The following is a 16,279-nucleotide window of genomic DNA, read 5'->3' on the forward strand; positions in this document are numbered from 1 at the left end:
ACATAGAAAACCTACGTGTACCAATACCAATTAAGCTATTTCTTTTGATTAGTCTTCAAATACTGTCTGACCATCTACCTCTGTAGTTAATGCTTTTAATGCTTTTTCTACAAGCTTTCTTCTTAGAGCTTTTTCTTCAGCAGGATCCAATGCTGGATTTCCAAGAGGATGAGGTATAGCTATTGTTGGAACTATTCTGTTAGCACCAACAGTCAATGAAATAGGTACAACTGTACACATGTGAACTATTGGTAGTCCAGCTCTTTCTATTTCTTTTACCATCGTTGCACCGCAACGAGTACAAGTACCTCACGTAGAAGTCATGATAACAGCGTCTACTCCATCAGCTATTAACTTCTGAGCATATTCAGCAGCAAAAGCCTTTGATGATGCAACCGCAGTACCATTACCTACTGTAGTATAGAATTTATTGTGAAGTTTTCCAATAACTCCTTCTTTTTCTAAATCTCTCAATACATCAACTGGTAAAACTCTATCTGAGTCAGTGTTTGCATAAGATGGGTCATATCCACCATGAGCAGTTTCCCATCCTTCTTCTGTCAAATCATTTACACCAGTAATGTCATATTCACCATACTTTGTAGCATTTGATGATTCAATTCTGTCAGGATTTCCCTTTGGAACAATACCACCAGAAGTACAAAGTGCTATTGTGCATTTTGATAAATCTTTTATTGCTGGGTTTGGATCAACTCTATCGAAGTTTGGCATTGGATATTCTGTAACGAATTCTTCGCCTTTTATCTTCTTGATTAGCATATCAACTGCTCTCTTAGATCCTCTTTCTTCAGCAAAATAGTTTACTCTGACACCCTTTTCGATATATCCTTCTTCAGCAGGAGATCCGATTTCTTCACCCTTTGCTAGCTTTGCAGCAAGAGATGCAATCTTTGGAAGAGCCTTTCTCATACCTGCAGCAGAATTTGCAGTTTCAACTATATATAGTTCTTTCTTAAACATATCAGCACCAGGATTTTCAACATACATTCCTGTTAACGCTGGTATATTAAGTTCATTTTTCACAACGCTTGTTATTGTACCGCAAGCAACACCGTATCTACCAGCGTTGAATGCTGGTCCGGCAATGAATAACTGTGGATCAAATCCTTTTACCATTCCCAATACTTCTGCACTTGCTTCATCTATATTTTCATTAAAGTAACCATCACCACAAACTACTGTAGCAACAATTTCAAATTCATCGCCTAGTTTTCCTTGTAACTGAACACTCACTGGAGGAAGTGCTTCCATTATCTTTGGTTCAACGTCAGCTTTTTCTTCTCCACCTATTCCAGCAAAGAACTGGTTAACATAATGAACTACTCTAATTTTTGACATTATTTTACCTCCCATTGGATTTTACAAATATTTACAGAATTCGCTTCTTATATCTGCCATTTCTTCAGCAATTTCGTCACAGTCAAGAACCATTTCCATCATTCCTACCTGTTCATCGTAAACAGCTTCATCAAACTGTTCTTTCATTTCTTCTTCAGTTACGTGGAATACGCTCAATCCAAGACCTACTCCTGCTAGAGGACCAGCGAAAGTTGGGTCACCTGCTGTTACTGTTTCAGCTGCAAGACCTGCAGCTTCGGCTTCTGCGGCACCTAGTAAAACCACTACATTTTCAGCTCCGAATTTATCGGCAGCATCCTTTACTCTATTCTGGTTTTCTAAGTCCATAGCCCCAGCAGCTGTTCAGACGAAGCATTCAGTAGAAGAGAAAACTACTTCAACACCGTCAACTGTTTTTACACATTCTTCGATAGCAGGACCTGGTATACCGTCTCTGTCACCGATTATAATAACTTTTTTATTACTTAAAGTTGTCATAACAATTATCTCCTTCATTAATATTTTTTTCAAATGTAATTAATACATTTCACTTACATCTCATATTTCATCAATATTCAATGTTAAGATTTTACATAAATTTTTTACCGTTTTAAATCTTTAATGCAAAATTAGAAAGTTTTTGCTGATAAGTATCCGAATCCTGTTTCGTTAGTTGCACCAGTTATAGTCTGGATTTCAACCTCTAGTGATCCGTCTTCTCTTAGAGAATGTTCATTACCACCAGCTATTATGTTAACATATTCTATATGTCCAATTACCTTATCTAGTTTTGGAAGTACTACATACTGGTTAGCATTTCCACCTGTAACAACTGCATCTGCCTTTGCATCCGCATCTGCTAATGATTGAGAAGCACCATCTCTACCAGCATATTCATCTGTTACTATAACAGTCTTAACTCCAGCTGTCTCGATTTTTTTACAGTTCATGATCAAGTCAGTATCTGGGTTACCAAATCCTTCCTGAGAAACTATAACAGCATCTAATCCTAAGTATTTACAAAGCTTAGAAGTCCAGTTTGAAGATCTTTCCTTATCAGCCAAGTATACGTTTTCGTTAGTGATTATTACACCAAGGAAGTTAATTTCTTTTCCGTGCTGAGCATATAATTCCTCGATTACACCGTTGTTTAAATGCACGTAAGTTGGGTTCTTGTCACAAGCAGAAACACAGTTACCAGAAACTATAGCACCGTCCATTATTTCAGTTGGATATAATAATGTTGGAACAATCTGCTTTGCATCTACACCGTATACATAAGTATCATGTAGCAATCCCTGAGTCTGAAGCATATAAACATATCCTACCTTTGGAAGTTCAGGATATTCAGCTATCTGTTCTAGTAAAGGCTTAGTTTCATAAGTTGAAACCTCATCAGCTTCTAAGTTTCTAGCTAGCTCTCCAAGATATCTTGCAGCCTTGAAACCTAAGAATCTTACTGATTTTTCATGATCGTGTTGCTTAACACCTTCGCTTGGTTCAGCTATTAATACAAGGTTTACTGTCTTTGAGAATGGAGTGTATTCAGCACCCAAACCAGTCATGTCTATTATACCTTCCTGGAAACCTACTATTTTACCAGTAGTTACAACAGCCATACCTTTTAGAACATGAGTTCTACCTTCACCAACAGTGTCAACTTTTGAAAGCACGCCTGGGAATATTCCACCGTTACCTTCTACCTTAACTCTTGGTTCGATAACATCTTTTACAGGTGTAATTCTTACACTTTCACCTGGTCTAGCGATATCAAGATCAACAGAAGCTATGTGTTCATCATCCCATATTTCCTTGATCATTTCTTCTTTGTTTACAAATAAAACACCATTTTCTATCTTCGTAACATCAGCAAACTGGATGTCTTTTATGAAGATTTTGCCTATTTCAAGACGCATAGGTTACCTCCTATAAAAATAATTTAATATAATTTAATATTTAAAAATATTTGACTATATTTAACGCATTTTTTCGACCTGGACCAAAAGTTTCCTTTTGGTCCGAGTCTATTGTAAAGATCAAATAGACAGATGCATTGCCTATTTAATAAGTGGATAACGTTCCTAACAGTTCTTAATAGAACTTTTTAATCATTGCTTCGATGTTTGCAATATTTGCATCATCTTTAGTTATTTCATCTACTTTTTCTCCACCCTTATACATTGTCATTGTTGGTAGACCAAGTACTTTTTGCTTAATTGCAAGTCTTCTAGCTTTTGTAATGTCCATTGAACAGAATTTTATCTTGTCACCATATTGTTCAGCCAATTTATGAACATCTGGCATTAGTGCTTTACAAGGTTCGCATCCCTGACTCCAGAAATCAACAAACACATATCCTTCACCTTCCAAAACTTCTGAATCAAAATTATCTTTAGTAAGTTCTATCATTTTTTTACCTCCACTAATAATCAACTCTGAGTCGAAAACCACGACTCTTTTTCTTAAAAACTAACTCTATTCTGTCACTAACTAACTTTATATAAAAATTTTATATACTTATTTTAACTTATTCTTTTTTAACTTATCTTTTTGTTTTTTCTTAACTTATTTATATTTAACTTATATTCGAATTGCCTTAATTGTTATTCAAATTTGCTCGCTATGTATCTTTCAGCCATAACTGCTGCTACGGCACCATCACTTGTAGCAGTAACAACCTGTCTAACTTCTTTCTTTCTACAGTCACCAGCAACGAAAACGCCTGGAATCTTAGTAATTGTATCATCACTTGCTATAAAGTATCCAGTTTCATCACATTCAATAACATCCTTGAACATTTCAGTCTGAGGCACATAGCCTATAAATACAAAGCATCCAAATGTTCCATCTTCTTCATCGGCAAAATACTCAGTGATTTCACCAGTTACTTTATTTTTGAAAACGATAGATTCTAGTAATCCATCTCCCTTAACTTCTTCTACAACTGTGTCTAGCAAGAACTCGATTTTTGGATTAGATCTAGCTTTATCAATTGCAGTAGGAGCACATCTGAATCCCTGTCTTCTGTGAACTATTGTTACTCTTCTTGCAAACTTAGTAAGGTACATAGCCTCCTCTATAGCACTATCTCCACCTCCGATTACGAATACTTCGAAATCTTCAAAGAAGTCAGCATCACAAGTAGCACAGTAAGATACACCTTTTCCTGTAAGTTCGGCTTCACCAGGACAACCCATCTTTCTTGGATTTGCACCAGTAGCTATAACTACTGCCTTTGCCTGATACTCTTTTTCAGCAGTCTTAACTATTTTTATATCTCCACTAAAATCAAATTCAACAACATCTCCTCTCTCGATTTCACATCCGAAAGATTTAGCTTGTTCAACCATTCTAGCTGTTAACGATGGTCCAGTAGCATTTTCTATTGAACCAGGATAGTTATCTACCTGATGAGTAATTACGATCTGTCCACCATTCTTCTGTTTTTCAAGAATAATAGTTTTCAATTTTCCTCTAGCACCATAAAGCCCAGCAGATAAACCAGCAGGTCCACCACCTATGATTAATAAATCATATACGTTTTCCATTTCATACCTCCATGTAATAAACTAATATTTTCGTACAACATCCAACTTTAATGATTGTTATACCAATTAATTTAATGAAATTTAATATTATTTCAACACAGCTAATTTTACTGTATTATAAACATAATTATTCGTATATAACCAAAGTTATTTATGTCAATTTTTTGGTTATTTTAATTGTATTCATAGTTAAAATCAATACTTATGCCACTTAAATATGGACATTTTCAATTCATGTGAAACGTTTTTTTAAAGCATATTAAAACACGATTCTATCGATAGTCTTTGACATCAAATCATGATCAATCACTCTAAAATCTTCCTTAACACTATCAATCCACAAAGGAGTTTGTTTATTTTTTTTGAATTTCTTCGCAGTTTCAATCGCCTCTTCAATCAGTGTCAAAGAATTGATATGCAGCTTGTCATTTTTTTTCAAGACTATACTTCTATATATTGTCTCATTCGGTTTAACACTTCCATACAATGGATGAGTCAACATTTCATACCCTTCGTGAATCATATCTCTACAATGCTCAAGAACGCCTAAATAGTCAGTTTCAACAAAACGAAAATCTATTTTTTTTGATTCCAAGTAATTCTTTTCTTCTATAAATTTTTCATTATTAGTTACTAATATCATTTATTTTCCTTTCACATATAAAAAAGGGAGATAAAGTTGTCGCCTTATCCCCCCTGTCAAAATCTTTCAGAGATACGTCCAATTCTACTCCTTTTACCTGAAAAATTCATACCAATTTTGACTGACTTGGTACTTGTCCCTTCGGTGGCTTTCGCTCTCTCATAGAATTATCATCCGTAAATAATGATATTGATATTATTTATATTGCTTTAAACTCATTATACATTATGTCTATATCTAAAATCAAGATATTTTTGTTAAAAAAAAAATATTATTAGATTGATTTTTTCTATAGTGAAAAATAGCTACATCAATAGTATAAATTTTGCATAAAAATGCCTCAATTTGAATACTTACATCATTAGAGAAACTATTATTGAATTGGCAATTTCTCTACCAAACTGGCTTAGCTTCAATCTTCCTTCCTCAACGCTCGCATATCCATCATCAACCAGTTTTTCTAAAATACAAAGTATTCTATCTCTATTTTCTAAATCATTGATTGACTCAAAAATTGTCATATTTACACCGTCATTCATTCTAAGCCCCAACATCAAGCTCTCATTGTAGCTGTCTATATATGAAATTTTTTCTTCAAATTCGACTGGAAGTCTACCATTATCTATAGAAGCTTTATATTCTCTGTAACTCGACACATTCGTATAACGCCTTGAGTTTAAGTAACCAGAAGCACTTATTCCAAATCCAAAATACTCCTCTTGTTTCCAATATTTGATGTTGTGTTTGCACGAATAGTCAAATATTTTATCAATTAGTATTTTCTTTTTAATATTCTCATTTTCACTAGTCTTATTTTCACTAATCTCATTTTCATTACTATTATTTTGATTAATTTCGTTTTCACTAGTTTTATTCTTCATAACATTACTTATATTTTTCTCATTGACTTTTTTATCGAAAAAATCAATACCCTCTCTATAGTAATTTGATATTTCGTACTGCCTGTATCCATTTTTTTTCATTCTATCCACAGACAACCTATACATTTCAATAAATTCACTCTCATCAAATTCATCTATAATCCCCTTCTCCAAATACGTATTAAACCGAGTATTTTCCTCTATGATTAAAGAATACAATGATATGTGTTCCGGTCCTAAATCAAATACAAAATCTAACGTATCCACTAAATCATCTTTTGTTTGTCCATGAAAAGCAAAAATAACATCGACATTGATATTGTTAAATCCAACTTTTCTTGCTAGTCTATAACTATTTTCAAACTCTTCTGACGTGTGGATTCTTCCCATTAAAGTCAAATGCTCACTCTGTTTTGCCTGCAGTCCAAAGCTCAATCTATTGACCCCATTATTGAACATTACCTTTAATTTTTCCAAATCTACAGTTCCAGGATTACATTCAACTGTAAACTCGACCACATCGTCAATATTGAAGTTATTTCTCAGTATAGAAAAAAGTTTTTCAAGCTGTTTCGATGATAAAATCGAAGGTGTTCCACCGCCAATAAAAATTGTATCAATATCGTCTATTTGTGGCATAAATTCGCCATCTGTCTTAATATCGTTATATTTATATAGTTCTTTAAATATCTCTATTTCCCTACTTAAAAGATCTAAATATTCATCGATCATTTCAATGGTTGTAAATGATACAAAATCACAATAATTACATTTTTTCTTACAAAACGGAATATGTATATATAATCCTCTTCCCATATTATCCCTTTCAAATATTTAAGGACCATTGAGAATTCAATAGTCCTTTCAGTATAAATTATTTCGTGAAACTTATATGTTACAATATCCAACAACCTTATAATTCTGTGGAATACCATAATCTTTCTCCATTTCATCAAATCCCCACTTTGAATCAAACATTGTTACATCTAGTATTACACCAAAATACAACATAATAATACCAGCATCTATTTTATTAGCATAGCTTCCACTATAGTTCTCATTGTTTATAGCCAAAACAACCTTTCCACCATCAACTATAAATCTCCATGGTTGCTTATTTAGAGATGACGGTGCCATTCTTGAATATGAAAATGCGTCTAATAATGCTCTTTCTTCTAAAACCTCAGCAGTAGCTGAATTTCCCCATTTATCAATGAATACCATCTCCTCTAAGGCAATTCTATCTGAGCTACCCTTAGAAACAGATAAATTCGACTGTGAATAATTGTCTCCTGTCTTTCCAGCACCTTCAATTTTCTTTTCACTTGAAGCATATCCAAGTGCAATCAATGCAACTACCTCTTTGTCGGTATCTATACCCAATGTATTCTTTACGGCGTTTCTATCAGAGTATGAAATCCAACAGCTATCTATTCCTAAATCTCTAGCCTTTAGTATTGCTCTTTCACCAACATAGCCTGCATTTTCAAGATGGTGTGGCTTGTCTTCTGATAGTAATACAAGATAATTTGGTGCCTCAATCATAACACCCTTATATCCCGCTATACCGTATAATCTCTTATATGTATCATCTCCTGCAAAAAATCTAGTTTCCACTTCGATTGAATCATCTAATTTTTTACATTCAGAAACATATTGTTCAAGCTCAGTAAGTTTTTTTGCATCAACTGGTGTATCCTTGTAATTTCTCACTGATCTACCATTCATTATTAATGATTTAAAATCCATAATTTTACCTCCATTAAAACACTAATTATACTTATATTATATTTTTTGATAACAAAACAAGTTTATCTCTACTATTGAATTCTGGATTTTCTATCACATAATCCAATAGTCTATTAAGAATTATTCCAATCGTTATCCCATTTTTGAAACCATTTTCAATAAGAATCCTACCATTTATGTCTAATTGGGAAATACTAAAGCATTCCCCTTTTTCTATTATATCATCAAATACAGAAAAACATACACATGGATTTGATTTTTTTTTCATAAATTTTGAATAAATCGCAAATTTTGCCAACTTAATATCGGAAACATTCCTTAATATGTTTTTTATCTCGATTTTTAGCAAATTTTTTTCATCCTTCAGTAAGTTTTTCTCATCATTTGAAACGTTATTGGACAAATCATCAATAACATCATATTTTCCACTTAGTACCTTGTGTATTCCCACTGTACTCAGGATTTCCTTATTAGAGTATTTAAGCCTTTTCATAGAGCTTAGAACTTGATTTTCTTTAACGCCTTCATAAAGCATAGCTCTTTTCAAAGCCATTTCATATTCAGGTTCATAAAAATTGTCACCAATTACTGATTTATCAAAATTATAGTTTTCAAAGACCATCTTATTACTACCGAATATATAATCGGTTATGCCCAAAACATAAAATATATTCAAAAACGATGCATCACTATGTATAATTTCTTCTATTTCATAATTTATCCTTTCAAAAGAAATCTGTTCAATATTATTTGAATTATTTTTCATAGAACTGAGAGTTTCTTCGTCTATATCAAATCCAAGCTTTGATGAAAATCTGACTGCCCTTATTATCCTAAGGGCGTCTTCATTAAATCTTTTGTTAGAATCGCCAACACATTTTATCGTCTTATTTGAAATATCCTTAATGCCGCCAAATTCATCTATCAAGCCAGCTCTATCATTATATGCCATTGCATTAATTGTAAAATCACGTCTCGACAAATCTTCTATGATGTTTTTACTGAAGCTGACTTCTTTGGGGCGTCTCATATCTAGATACTCCCCATCTACTCTGTAAGTAGTCACTTCATAATTCATATTATCATGGACAACGGTCACTGTGCCATGCTTTATTCCAGTCGGGATTGCTTTATCAAAAATACTCTGAACCTCGTTCGGAAGTGCATTTGTTGCAATATCCCAATCTTTAGGCATTTTTCCCATCAGTGAATCTCTGACACAGCCTCCTACAATATATGCTTCAAACCCTTTGTCGTAAAGGGCATCTATAATATACTGAGCGCCCTTTTCAATTTTTATCTGCAAAGAATCACCTACTCTAATCGTCTAACTTTAATACTGACATAAATGCTTTCTGAGGTACTTCGACATTTCCTATCTGTCTCATTCTCTTTTTACCTTCTTTTTGTTTTTCTAGAAGTTTTCTCTTTCTGGAAATATCACCACCATAGCATTTTGCAAGCACGTCTTTCCTATATGCAGCCACTGTTTCTCTGGCGATTATTTTATTTCCCACAGCAGCTTGAATAGGCACAGGAAACTGGTGTCTAGGAATTTCATTTTTAAGCTTTTCACACATTGCTTTTCCTCTTACAAATGCTCTGCTCTCGTGAATTATAAAGCTCAATGCATCCACCTGCTCCTTGTTTATAAGTATATCCATTTTTACAAGAGTCGAAACGGCATATCCCTTTACTTCATAATCAATGGAACCATACCCTCTTGTTCTGGATTTAAGTGCATCGAAGAAGTCATAAATAACCTCATTTAATGGAAGGTCGTAGTGTAGCATCACTCTCTTGTCGTCAATATATTCCATATCAAGCATTGTACCACGTCTTTCCTGACACAATTCCATAACTACTCCTACATAGTCCTTTGGAACTATAATATCACTTTTTACGATCGGTTCTTCAATCGTTCTTATTTCTGTGACTGGAGGTAAATTCGCCGGATTTTGTATCATTATTACCTCACCATCATTCTTCGTTACTCTATATATAACAGAAGGTGCAGTAGTAATAATATTTAAATCAAACTCTCTTTCCAGTCGCTCTTGAATGATTTCCATATGCAAAAGACCCAAAAATCCACATCTAAAACCAAAGCCCAAAGCAGCAGATGATTCTGATTCAAACTCCAATGCAGCGTCATTAATCTGCAATTTTTCTAATGCATCTCTTACGTTTTCATATTTTTCTCCCTCACCTGGATAAACTCCACAGTAAACCATCGGAGTTGCCTTTTTATATCCAGGAAGAGCCTCAGCAGTCCTGTTGTTTGCATCTGTTATCGTATCGCCAACTCTACAGCTTCTGATATCTTTGATGCTCGCTGCTATATATCCAACATCACCAGCAGTTAAGTCAGGAAGCTCTGTTACATTTGGTGCCATTACGCCTACCTCAGTAACTTCGAACTTCTTCTTACTGTTCATCATTTCTATCGTCATGCCTTTTTTGACAGTTCCCTCAAAAACTCTTACGTAGGCAACAACGCCCTTATATGCATCATAATATGAATCGAATATTAATGCCTTCAATGGTGCATCAGGATCACCTTTTGGTGCCGGTACATGATTCACGATAGATTCCAAAACATCTTCTATATTTATATTGTTTTTTGCAGAAATCATCGGAGCTTCACTACAATCAAGACCAATTAAATCTTCTATTTCAGTTTTTACATATTCAGGTCTAGCACTCGGAAGATCAATTTTATTGATAACTGGAAGAATTTCCAAATCTTGCTCCAATGCCAAATATACATTAGCAAGTGTCTGAGCCTCTACTCCTTGTGCTGCATCAACGACCAACAACGCACCTTCACAGGCAGCCAAGCTCCTAGAAACCTCGTAATTAAAGTCTACATGTCCCGGAGTATCAATCAGATTAAGACTATATTCTTCTCCGTCCTTTGCCTTGTATTTCAACCTTACATTCTGTAGTTTTATTGTTATTCCTCTCTCACGCTCCAAATCCATATTATCCAACAACTGAGATTTCATATCTCTTTCAGCAACCAACCCTGTATTCTGAATCAATCTATCAGCCAAAGTGGATTTACCATGATCTATATGAGCAATAATGCTAAAATTTCTTGTTTTATCTTGTCTATTAGCCAATAATACCCCTCCTTTTCGAGTAATCAAATCGTACTTTTATATCAACAACTTCATTTATTGCAAAATTCATCATTATATATTTTACTTTAAAAATCATGTACAGTAAATAATGCTTGAACAAAATTTTAAATTTTTTATAAAATTAACTTTTTTACCTTGATTTTTACACATATTTCTGTTAAAATGGTGTATGTTGATTATGAATAAATATGATTTGAGGAGGTGAAATAGATGGCAAATATTAAGTCTGCTAAAAAAAGAATCAGTGTTATTGAAAAGAAAACTGCTCTTAATAGAGTTAGAAAATCTCAAATAAAAACTGCGATTAGAAGATTTGACGAAGCTGTAGAAGCAGGAAATAAGGAAGAAGCATTAGCAAAATTCCAGTTAGCACAGAAGAAGATATACCAGGTTGCATCAAAGGGTACTATCCATAAGAATGCTGCTGACAGAAAGGTTTCTAAGCTTGCAAACAGATTGAACTCAATAAACGCTTAATGAACGAATGATAGAGTTATATCGACGGGTATTACTCTTTAAAGGCAACGGATAGATTTTATCTTGTGTCAAACGTTTGAAAATACTAGATAACCAAAAGGACTGACTCGTATGTCCTTTTTGCCGTAGGTTGATATGCCTACGGTATTTTTTTATAATAAAGCTAGTATCTATGAAAACCTATGAAAACAAAAATTCGCACTTTAAAAAAATTCACCGAAAGTAATATCACTTGCGGTGAATTTATTCCAATTAACTAGCTGACGAACAATATTTCAATATAAAAATCTCAGATACCAACTTATCATCCATTAGTCCTGTTTTGATTTTATAGTCACTTTCAGATAAATAGTTTAATATGTTAAAAATTGTATCATTGTCAAAATTACTGGCATATCTTACCAGTTTATTTAAAACATACTTATTAATTTTCAAATTTTCACTTATTACAGTAACTGGCATCTTTTTTTCAACAAGACTCTTTATCTGTAATATTTGATTGAATTGCCTTGACAGCATTGCCAATATCGACAACATTGATTCCCCACTATCGATCATATCATCTAAGACAGACATTGCTCTTTTAGAATTTTTGCTGGATATCATATCTATAAGCAGAAAAATATCATTTTCGACCTTGTCGTTAATCAATAAATTTATAGAAGCTTTATTTATTTCCTTAGTGTCTAAGGCATACGAGGTCAGTTTACCTATTTCATTTTTTAAATCCGATAAAGTATTTTCAGAATTCTTATCTCTGTATCCACTTATTTCTATGAAATAGGCCAGATCTGAGTTTGATATTTCAACCTCTCTCTTAGAAAATTCATTTTTGCACCAACTCAATAGCGAAACATCATCTAATTTTTTTACATCACAAACTACTCCATTTTTTTCAAATACTTTTGATATGCTCTTTCTCTTATCTATATCGCCATATACTGTAAACAACAAAATAGTAGTTTTTGGAATATTGCTCAACATCTTAGTTAAAATATCTTCATCATCCTTAGAAAACCCTTTTTTTGATTTAAATATTTCTGCATCTCTTACTACAATAACTCTGTATTCCGACATAAAAGGGAGCGTTTCAACACTTGTCAGAATATTTTCTATATCAAATTCCTTACCATCAATTATCGACAAATTGAAGTCTGCAAGATTTTCATCGACTATACCCTTGATAATATTCTCAATTTCCTCTATTAAATAAAAATCTTTTCCATAAATCAAGTATAGATTTTTGTAATTCCTATTTTCAAGAGAATAAATCAATTCCTTCCTCTCCATAATAAACTCCTTTTAACATATTTTCCTCTGTTATAATATTCTATCATTCAAAATTTTTTTTATCAACTATATCAAATTTGTTTCTAAGAATAAAATATTTCTCTAAAGATATATCTATCAATATAACAACAAAAAAATATGATATCATTGCTCCCATACCCATCTTTTTAATTACAATGTTGTTGACTCCATAATCTCCAATCATTTTTAGTACATAAATCAGAGTATCCAAAATATGCACATTCACCTGAGAAATAGCCATCGATATAGTAAACGAAGCGTTAAAAAAAATTATCGACAGGAAATCTAACACTAAAATAATTATGACAAATGGTATTGCAACTATATTTCCAAAGATTGATACAGTTGAAACCTCTCCATAAAAAAATAGTATTATTGGTGCAGTTAATATGTTTGCGGCAATTGAAATACATACAGAATTAAAGCAAAGTAATAACTTTAAATATCTGGTAAAAATTCTTATTGACAACACTGTACCAAAGCTCAATAAAAATGATGCATTGTATATTACATTAGGATTCATTATTATAAATATACTCGAAAGTACATATACTACATTTTCAATATCAAAATCTCTATCAAGGAAAAAAGAAGCATATAATACTGCCATCATTGATATTGCCCTGTAAATTGAACTACCACCACCAACCATCAAACTATATACCATTATTATTATAAAAATGGCAATTATCCTTTTCAAATTGCTTATTTTCCCCAGCAAAAGCACAATCATATTTGCGATAAGTCCTATATGTAACCCCGATATAGCCATGATATGACTTGTCCCAGAATCCTTAAAAATATATTGAATTTCTTCATCGACACTTTCAATTCTGCCTACCACTAGTGCATTTACTATACCAGATAGATTCTTGTACAAAAATTTATTTGTTTTGATAATGTAATCCTTCGCTATGGAAATCTTGCTCAATATATATGATTGTCCTACCAACTTGAAATTTTTCGCCATAAGATATCTATTTATCCCAACGCTTTTCAAATACATTCCATAATCAAAGCCCTTAATATTCATATTATCGAGGTCTTCATTTTCACCCAAAAAAACAACTCTGTCACCAATATTTAAATCCAATATTCCACTTTTTTGTTTTGATTCCCAATCATATTTTTTTACGGAAATTAATGAATCTCTCATAATGTATTCAATTGTGCTTTTTTTGTATTTTTTATTGGTTATAACGCCGCAAATCACCGAATCTCCATTTTGTATAGAATCATTTACACCTTTATTTTCTTTAGCATAGAATACTATAAAAACAGTCAAGATTAATATTAAAAGCCCTGGTCTTCTCATCATAAATCTCCTTACAAATCAATAGTTGCCTTCTAATTATTTTTAGGCATTTTTACGAAAAAAATACTGATTATATTTCCATGCGTCGAATCAAAAATATTGAAAGTACCAAAAATAAAAATACTTCAACTTTGTGAATTGTTACTAACTGTTTTTTTATAATTTTTACCAATTCAAAGTAATATTGTTGTATAATATTTCATATAGAGTTTTGTTAAAAATTCTATATGAATTATTATGCACTGACAAGGGGTATCATATGAAGATTAATAAAAAAATAGTATCAATATTTGTAAGTGGAGTCATCGTGTTTGGTTTTGCTTGTTCTTCGCACGCAGAAAAATATTCAAGGCAAAACTACAGGAGAATTCACGGTAAAGATAGGTTTGAAACATCAATTGAGCTTTCAAAAGACGTGTATTCAAGTTCGAAAAAAGTAATTCTGACAGACCCAAGCAATCTTGAGGAAACTGTTGATGCATTGAATGCAAGTGCAAAATATAAAGCACCATTGCTATTTTATAGCTCTGAATCCGAGCCTGCACTAATAAACGAACTTAGCAGGCTTAAAACATCAGAGATTTACTCCAACTCAAAAGTAAATCTATACAATTGTGAAGTGAAAAATCTGCCTAAATATTATGACTACAAAAATGATTCTGCCGTATTGGTTTCGAATATCACAGATGGAATTATCGCTGCTTCCTATGCCAGAAACAACAATAGCACTCTGGTTTATATAAACGACAATAATAGATCTGATATTATCGAAAATCTAAAAAACACTGGAGTAAAAAAGTTAACCATTATCGGTGGAAAAAACAGTGTTTCCGAAATTGTTGACCCATACTTCGAAATAACAAGAATTTCTGGAAATGATAGATATGAAACATCAAAGCTTTTAGTTGAGAAATCTGGAAGCAATAACGTGATATTAACCAGTGGAGAAAATGTGATTGACTCTCTGGCTTCAACAAGCTTATCAGAAAAAAAGAATGCAACAATACTATTGTGCAATAATGATGCGTCTAATGTCGATTTAAAAAAATACAAGGTTGATGCTATAGTTGGAGGACTTGTAAAAATTAGGATGAATGTGTTTTACCTGATTCCACATCAAGACGATGAGGTTTTGCAGGTTGGAATTGATATTTATAGAGATGTCATGAACGGAGACAATGTAAGGGTAATACTTTTCACTGATGGTTCAAGAACAAGTAGCATCAAAGACATAAACAGACGTCTAAAATCAGAGGGGAAACCACTTATTTCTTCTGAAAAAATTGCAACAGCTAGAAATAAGGAATTTGAATTAGCACTATCAACACTTGGCGTGAACAAAGAAAATATAACATACCTTGGTTATATAAATAAGGGACTTTTAAAAACCGATGTTATGAAGCATCTTGATTCCATAATAAAAAGTAACAACAATGTTGTGTTAAAGACACTATCAAGAGAGCTTGTAAACCATAAAGATGGCTCTTTGGATCATCTTGCCATAACATGGGCGACTGAAGACTGCGAAAAGAATTATAACATTCCTGCAAGCTACTACGTAAGATCAGAAAGAGACTCTATACTTACAGATAGAAAATATAAAACTATTTCACTAACTGACGATGAAAAAGAAATCATGAGAAAAGCACTCTCTGCTTATACAATTTGGGATCCAAGCAACGGATTCTATTCAGTTGGCGGATTTTCGGTAGGCGGTTCCTTCGCAAATAAGAAAAATAATCCAATCTACTATATTGAATATTGATACATCGAACTGAATACAAAGAGCTCGCAAATTGAAATACACAAGTAGGTGAATATCAATTTTGCGAGCTTTTTGTATTGAAAAA

Annotated in this window: 14 protein-coding genes and 1 riboswitch; of the genes, 2 read left to right on the forward strand and 12 right to left on the reverse strand. The window is 32.8% G+C overall.

What is annotated here, in order from left to right; all coding sequences use genetic code 11:
- Positions 1–48: 48 nt before the first annotated feature.
- The 10 genes from grdB to lepA all read right to left on the reverse strand — a co-directional run bounded on the left by grdB (position 49) and on the right by lepA (position 11,305).
- Positions 49–1,359: a glycine reductase complex selenoprotein B gene (gene grdB, locus FYJ71_RS09145; protein ID WP_154538566.1), complete on the reverse strand. Its 1,311-nt coding sequence runs from the start codon at positions 1,357–1,359 to the stop codon at positions 49–51.
- Between the two features lie 21 nt (positions 1,360–1,380).
- Positions 1,381–1,857: a glycine/sarcosine/betaine reductase complex selenoprotein A gene (gene grdA, locus FYJ71_RS09150; RefSeq protein WP_154538567.1), complete on the reverse strand. Its 477-nt coding sequence runs from the start codon at positions 1,855–1,857 to the stop codon at positions 1,381–1,383.
- Positions 1,858–1,988: 131 nt separating this feature from the next.
- Positions 1,989–3,275 carry a glycine/sarcosine/betaine reductase component B subunit gene (locus FYJ71_RS09155; protein ID WP_154538568.1) on the reverse strand — a complete coding sequence of 429 codons (1,287 nt, stop codon included), beginning with the start codon at positions 3,273–3,275 and terminating at the stop codon, positions 1,989–1,991.
- A gap of 175 nt (positions 3,276–3,450) precedes the next feature.
- Positions 3,451–3,768 (reverse strand): thioredoxin TrxA, encoded by a 318-nt coding sequence (gene trxA / locus FYJ71_RS09160; RefSeq protein WP_091993625.1) that lies wholly within the window; start codon positions 3,766–3,768, stop codon positions 3,451–3,453.
- Positions 3,769–3,962: 194 nt separating this feature from the next.
- Positions 3,963–4,907: a thioredoxin-disulfide reductase gene (gene trxB / locus FYJ71_RS09165; protein WP_154538569.1), complete on the reverse strand. Its 945-nt coding sequence runs from the start codon at positions 4,905–4,907 to the stop codon at positions 3,963–3,965.
- A 259-nt stretch (positions 4,908–5,166) separates the two neighbouring features.
- Positions 5,167–5,550, reverse strand: coding sequence for a GrdX family protein (locus FYJ71_RS09170; protein WP_154538570.1), 384 nt, complete (start codon positions 5,548–5,550; stop codon positions 5,167–5,169).
- 75 nt (positions 5,551–5,625) lie between these two features.
- Positions 5,626–5,724, reverse strand: a riboswitch (glycine riboswitch).
- A gap of 179 nt (positions 5,725–5,903) precedes the next feature.
- On the reverse strand, positions 5,904–7,247 hold the full coding sequence (gene hemW, locus FYJ71_RS09175; protein WP_154538571.1) for a radical SAM family heme chaperone HemW: 1,344 nt from the start codon (positions 7,245–7,247) through the stop codon (positions 5,904–5,906).
- Positions 7,248–7,319: 72 nt separating this feature from the next.
- Positions 7,320–8,180, reverse strand: a complete 861-nt coding sequence (locus FYJ71_RS09180) for a nitroreductase family protein (protein ID WP_154538572.1) — start codon at positions 8,178–8,180, stop codon at positions 7,320–7,322.
- Between the two features lie 31 nt (positions 8,181–8,211).
- The gene (locus FYJ71_RS09185) at positions 8,212–9,486 is read right to left on the reverse strand and encodes a CCA tRNA nucleotidyltransferase (RefSeq protein WP_154538573.1); all 1,275 of its coding nucleotides are present in this window, start codon (positions 9,484–9,486) and stop codon (positions 8,212–8,214) included.
- 13 nt (positions 9,487–9,499) lie between these two features.
- The gene (lepA, locus tag FYJ71_RS09190; protein ID WP_154538574.1) at positions 9,500–11,305 is read right to left on the reverse strand and encodes a translation elongation factor 4; all 1,806 of its coding nucleotides are present in this window, start codon (positions 11,303–11,305) and stop codon (positions 9,500–9,502) included.
- A 231-nt stretch (positions 11,306–11,536) separates the two neighbouring features.
- On the opposite strand from lepA, the gene rpsT reads away from it, so the two are divergent.
- Positions 11,537–11,803 (forward strand): 30S ribosomal protein S20, encoded by a 267-nt coding sequence (gene rpsT, locus FYJ71_RS09195; RefSeq protein ID WP_154538575.1) that lies wholly within the window; start codon positions 11,537–11,539, stop codon positions 11,801–11,803.
- A gap of 252 nt (positions 11,804–12,055) precedes the next feature.
- Here rpsT and holA read toward each other — a convergent pair whose 3' ends face one another.
- Together holA and FYJ71_RS09205 are read right to left on the reverse strand one after the other, a co-directional pair.
- A complete protein-coding gene (gene holA, locus FYJ71_RS09200) occupies positions 12,056–13,093 on the reverse strand; it encodes a DNA polymerase III subunit delta (protein WP_154538576.1) in 1,038 nt (345 codons plus the stop codon).
- Positions 13,094–13,136: 43 nt separating this feature from the next.
- On the reverse strand, positions 13,137–14,429 hold the full coding sequence (locus tag FYJ71_RS09205; protein WP_195836933.1) for a ComEC/Rec2 family competence protein: 1,293 nt from the start codon (positions 14,427–14,429) through the stop codon (positions 13,137–13,139).
- Between the two features lie 259 nt (positions 14,430–14,688).
- Here FYJ71_RS09205 and FYJ71_RS09210 point away from each other — a divergent pair, with 259 nt between their 5' ends.
- A complete protein-coding gene (locus FYJ71_RS09210; protein WP_154538578.1) occupies positions 14,689–16,194 on the forward strand; it encodes a cell wall-binding repeat-containing protein in 1,506 nt (501 codons plus the stop codon).
- Positions 16,195–16,279 lie beyond the last annotated feature (85 nt).

It is taken from the genome of Peptostreptococcus porci (assembly GCF_009695815.1).
GTDB classification, from domain to species: domain Bacteria; phylum Bacillota; class Clostridia; order Peptostreptococcales; family Peptostreptococcaceae; genus Peptostreptococcus; species Peptostreptococcus porci.